The organism is Candidatus Krumholzibacteriia bacterium (assembly GCA_035649275.1).
Classification (GTDB): Bacteria; Krumholzibacteriota; Krumholzibacteriia.
The window spans coordinates 1-4701 of the sequence record DASRJW010000123.1 but is presented as its reverse complement, the minus strand read 5'-3'; the positions used below and the strand labels follow the sequence as shown (position 1 = coordinate 4701).

General features: G+C 66.1%; 4 protein-coding genes. 2 read left to right on the top strand and 2 right to left on the bottom strand.

Annotated elements, in window-relative coordinates:
* Positions 1–39: 39 nt before the first annotated feature.
* Together VFE28_13320 and VFE28_13315 are read right to left on the bottom strand one after the other, a co-directional pair.
* On the bottom strand, positions 40–1350 hold the full coding sequence (locus tag VFE28_13320) for an aspartate aminotransferase family protein (GenBank protein ID HZM16975.1): 1311 nt from the start codon (positions 1348–1350) through the stop codon (positions 40–42).
* A gap of 29 nt (positions 1351–1379) precedes the next feature.
* A complete protein-coding gene (locus tag VFE28_13315; GenBank protein HZM16974.1) occupies positions 1380–2246 on the bottom strand; it encodes a nitrilase-related carbon-nitrogen hydrolase in 867 nt (288 codons plus the stop codon).
* A gap of 470 nt (positions 2247–2716) precedes the next feature.
* On the opposite strand from VFE28_13315, the gene VFE28_13310 reads away from it, so the two are divergent.
* Positions 2717–3463: a response regulator transcription factor gene (locus tag VFE28_13310; GenBank protein HZM16973.1), complete on the top strand. Its 747-nt coding sequence runs from the start codon at positions 2717–2719 to the stop codon at positions 3461–3463.
* A gap of 201 nt (positions 3464–3664) precedes the next feature.
* Positions 3665–4540 (top strand): class II aldolase/adducin family protein, encoded by an 876-nt coding sequence (locus VFE28_13305; GenBank protein HZM16972.1) that lies wholly within the window; start codon positions 3665–3667, stop codon positions 4538–4540.
* The last annotated feature ends 161 nt before the right edge of the window (positions 4541–4701 follow it).

Here is a 4701-nt window from a genome sequence, read left to right as displayed (position 1 = left end):
TCTCCGCCGGGGTCCCCGCTGCCTGCGCCTGCGTCGTCGTCATGCGAGGCTCAGGGTCTTTTCGACAGCAGTGAAGGCAGCGTCGAGGGCGCGCAGGGCCCGGCGCACGTCGTCCGCATTCACCACGAGAGGCGGCGTGAGACGCAGCACATTCGAGTAGATGCCTCCGCGACCAATGAGCACGCCGTCGTCCTTGCAGAGCTCCATGACGCGGGCGGTCTCTTCCGCCGCCGGCGCCTTGCTCGTGCGGTCGCGGACGAGCTCCACCCCCACCATGAGACCCTTGCCGCGCACGTCCCCGATCAGCCGGTGCTTCTCCTTCAGCTCCAGCATGCCGTCCCAGAGCAGCGCCCCCATGCGCTCGGCGTTCCCCACCAGGTCGTGCTCGCGGATGTATTCCACGTTGGCCAGCGCCGCCACCATGCTGATGGGGTTGCCGCCGAAGGTGCTGATGTTCGGGCCCTTGTAGGCGTCGGCGATCTCCCTCTTGGTGATGAAAGCGCCGATGGCGTAGCCGTTCCCCAGACCCTTGGCGAAGACCATGGTGTCGGGCTCGACGTTCCAGTGCTGGATGCCGAAGAGGTGCTTGCCCGTGCGACCCCAGCCCGTTTGCACCTCGTCGGCGATGGTGACGCCACCGTAGCGCTTCACAATCTCGAAGATGACGGAGAAGTACTCGGGCGGCGGGGTGATGAAGCCCCCGACTCCCTGGATCGGTTCGGCGATGAAGGCCGCGATGCGGCCGCTGGTGGCGGTCTGCAGCAGCTCCTCGATGTCGCGGGCGCAGCGCAGCTCGCAGGATGGGTAGGTGAGGCCGAAAGCACAACGATAGCAATAGGCGTTGTGGGTGAAGTGGACGTTGCCCATGGTGGCCACGGGGAGACGCCAGGGCTTCTGCCCGGAAACGCCGATGGCCACGTGCGAGCGCCCGTGGTACGAGTGGCGGAGGGCGATGATGTCCTCGCAGCCGGTGTGGAGCTTCGCGGTGAGCAGCGCCGTATCGATGGCCTCGGTGCCACTGTTGCAGAAGAAGGATTTCTGCAGCGCTCCCGGCGCCAGCGCCGCCAGCTCCTGGGCGAACTCCAGCATCGGCTCGATGAGATAGACCGTGGACACGTGCTGCAGCTGGTCCACTTGCGCATGCACCGCGGCGTTGATCTGCGGGTTCGAGTGGCCGCTGTTCACCGACAGGATGCCGGCGAAAAAATCCAGGTACTCCTTTCCCGTGCTGTCATAGAGATACTGCATCGAGCCGCGCACCAGGTTCATGGGCCGCTCGTAGTAATGCTTGACGCAGGGGAGGAGGTATTCCTCCTTGAGCTTCACCAGCTCTTCGGGAGTGCGCGGCACGGGGTCGAACCTCCAAGGGCTGCGCCGGGCTACGGCAGCTGCGACGTCATCTCGCCGTAGGTCTCCGGGCGCCGGTCGCGGAAGAACTGCCAGGTCTGCCGCACTTGCTCGATCATCTCGAGGTCGAGATCCGCCACCACCAGCTCCTCGCGATCCTCGCTGCCCTTCACCAGGAACTGGCCGCGGGGATCGCAGAAATAGCTGCTGCCGTAGAACTTTCCCGCTTCCCAGGGTGGTTCGACGCCGACGCGGTTGATGGCCCCCATGAAGTACCCGTTGGCGACGGCGTGCGCCGGCTGTTCCAGCTCCCAGAGATACTTCGACAGCCCCGCCACGGTGGCGGAGGGATTGAAGACGATCTCGGCGCCGTTCAAACCCAGGATGCGGGCGCCCTCCGGGAAATGACGGTCGTAGCAGATGTAGACGCCCACGCGGGCGTGCCGCGTCTTGAAGGTGGGGTAACCCAGATTGCCCGGCTTGAAGTAGAACTTTTCCCAGAAGCCCTTCAAATGCGGGATGTGGTTCTTGCGGTAGATCCCGAGGAGGCTGCCATCCGCATCCACCACGGCGGCGGTGTTGTAGTAGACGCCGGTCATCGCCTCCTCGTAGATGGGGACGACGAGAACCATGGCGTGCTTCTTCGCCAGGCCCTGGGCCCACGCCACCGTCGGGCCCGGGATGGGCTCGGCCAGCTGGTACCACTTCGGGTCCTGTTCGGCGCAGAAGTAGGGGCCGAAGAAGATTTCCTGCAGGCAGAGCACCTGCACCCCTTTGCCGGCCGCCTCCTCGATGAACTTCTGATGCTTGGCCAGAGCCGCCGCCTTGATCTCCGCGGCAGGCCCCTGGGTCTGGTCGCAAGCCGCCTGCACGAGGCCGCAGCGCACGATCCGTGGCATGTCCCTCACTCCTCGGGCCGCTGGGCAACCATGACGGCGAGATCAACGCGGCGCGTGATGGCGCGGAATGACCGATGTGGCGTCCAAGCTACCCCATGCCCCGGGGGCCGTCAATTCGACGGCGCACGCGACCCGGAGATCCCAGGTGGCGCCGCAGGATTCCCGAGACGTTCCGCTTCGGCCTCACAACCAGCTAGTACTGTTGCAGTTACATGCCCTCGTCGGTTGACCCAGACGCATCCGCCACGCTACAATCATGAACGAGCCGACGCACCTCGCGGCCCGCGTCGGCCCGGTTGAGCTCGACACAATAGACTTCGCTCGACCTCGGATCTGCCCCTGCGCCGGAATCTTGGTTCGTACGCCGTCGCCCAACGCGCCGCACATAAATTCGCGCCTGGAAACACGGAGGAAAAAGCAAGAAGTCAGGTAGGGTACGCATGGAGGCCTACGCTCCGGGTGAGTTGGCCATGTTGGCTCAACGCCCGCTGCGCATCCTGGTCGTCGACGACAACATCCAGGAGCAGCAGCTCCTGAAGATGAAGCTCGAGACGCTCGGCGCCACGCTCATCCAAGTCCGGCATGGTCGCTTGGGGATCATGACGGCGCAGAAAGCGGATCCGGATATCATCATCCTGGATCTCGGAACATCGGACATGCCCGGGCTGGAAGTCCTGCGGCACTTGAAAGCGGTGAAGCGCACGTCGGGGATCCCGGTGATCTGCATCTCCGCCAATCAAGACGAGTCCCAGCGCCTGCGCGCCCTGCGCTTGAATGCCGACTGGTACTTGCCGAAACCCTTCCGGTTTTCCGAGATGCTGGCGCGGCTGCGCTATCACGCCCAGGAAATCGCCGCGCGCAGCACCCAGCCCAGCGGCCAGATGAGCGTGGACGGCATGCGCAAGAACGTCATGCGTACGTCAGTGGACTCGATGTCCGACCTGCAAGACATCCGCAAGGCCTTGCATGGCCTCAAGGGCTACGTCGGAGCCGACGACTACTACCTGAACAGCAAGCTCGAGACCTGTTTCCGCAACCTGCTCCGCATCGAGTCGCGCCTGAAGGAATTCCGGGACTGGAGCGCCAACCGCGCCAAGGCGCCGGCGAGCGCCCAGCGGCCGGCACCGACGGCCACCTACGAGATCGACGACACTCCGCCTCTCCCGGAGGGGCGGAACAGCGAGGGCCCGCAAGGAAGCGGCCCCTCTCCGAGCTGACGCGTACCCCACCCGCGCCAGCTCCCCAGGCTCAAGGATGAGCCGTTCCGCCCAGAGTTCCTCCACTCCGGGCAAAAAAGCCCGCCGGGTTCCCGGCGGGCTTTTGTACTGCGGCTGCATGACTGCAGCGCCCGCGCGCCGGGAGCGCTTGTCGCCGCCGATCTCTGTTGCTAGGCTCGGCTCGAGAACTGCGAGGGAAGAATGGTCCTCGTTCCCGAGTCGATCCGTCGCGACGTCTTGCACGTCTGCAGGAGGCTGTACGAACGCGGCCTGGTGGCCGGCACCGATGGCAACGTCTCCGTCCGGCTGGGCAAGGACCGGATCCTGGCGACGCCCACCGGCATGAGCAAGGGCTTCCTGGAGGCTTCCGACCTCGTCGTCTGCGATCTGCAGGGCCGGCAGCTGGAAGGCAAACGCCGCCTGACGACGGAGATCAAGATCCATCTCGCCGTGTACACGCAGCGCGAGGACGTCTGCGCCGTCGTCCACGCCCACCCGCCGCACGCGACCGCCTTCGCCGTGGCGCGGCGGCCCCTCGAGGAGCGCTTGATGCCAGAGGCCTACATCGCCGTCGGCAAGGTGGCGCTGACGGAATACGGCACGCCCTCCACGGAAGAACTGGAAGCGAGCATCCGCCCGGCAGCGAAGGAGCACGATGCCATCCTGCTCGCCAACCACGGTGCGGTGACGCTGGGGCGCGACGTGATCGGCGCCTACCACCGCATGGAGGCGCTGGAGCAGCTGGCGCGGATTTCCTTGCTGACACAGATGCTCGGCGGCGCCCAGCGGCTGAGCCCCGAGGAGATCGCGCGCCTCGAGTCCATCCGCGGCGTCTACGGCAGCGCGCCGCCCAACCTGCCTTGCTACCACTGCGGCTGGACTCCGGAATCGCCGCCGGCAGCCTCAGAGCGCGGCAGCGAGTCGAGCGCCGGAGCGCGGCGGAAGACGTACACCGAGCCCGAGGTGCACTGGGCCGGCAATCCTCCTGTTTGGGAACGGCACGCCGCGACGGACAAAGAGGCCCAGGTGCGAGACCTGGCACGGCGCGCGCTGCGCGAGGTGCGCGAGGGCAGCTGACCATCATGGCCGGACGACGCGAGCTCCTCATCGATGCCTTCAACGTGATCTTCGCCCACCCGCAGCTCGGGCCCCTGGTGCGGCGCGACCAGGAAGCGGCGCGCGAGCAGTTCGTGGCCTTGGTGAATCAGAAACGGCCCGCCGACGCGACGCGCGTCTAC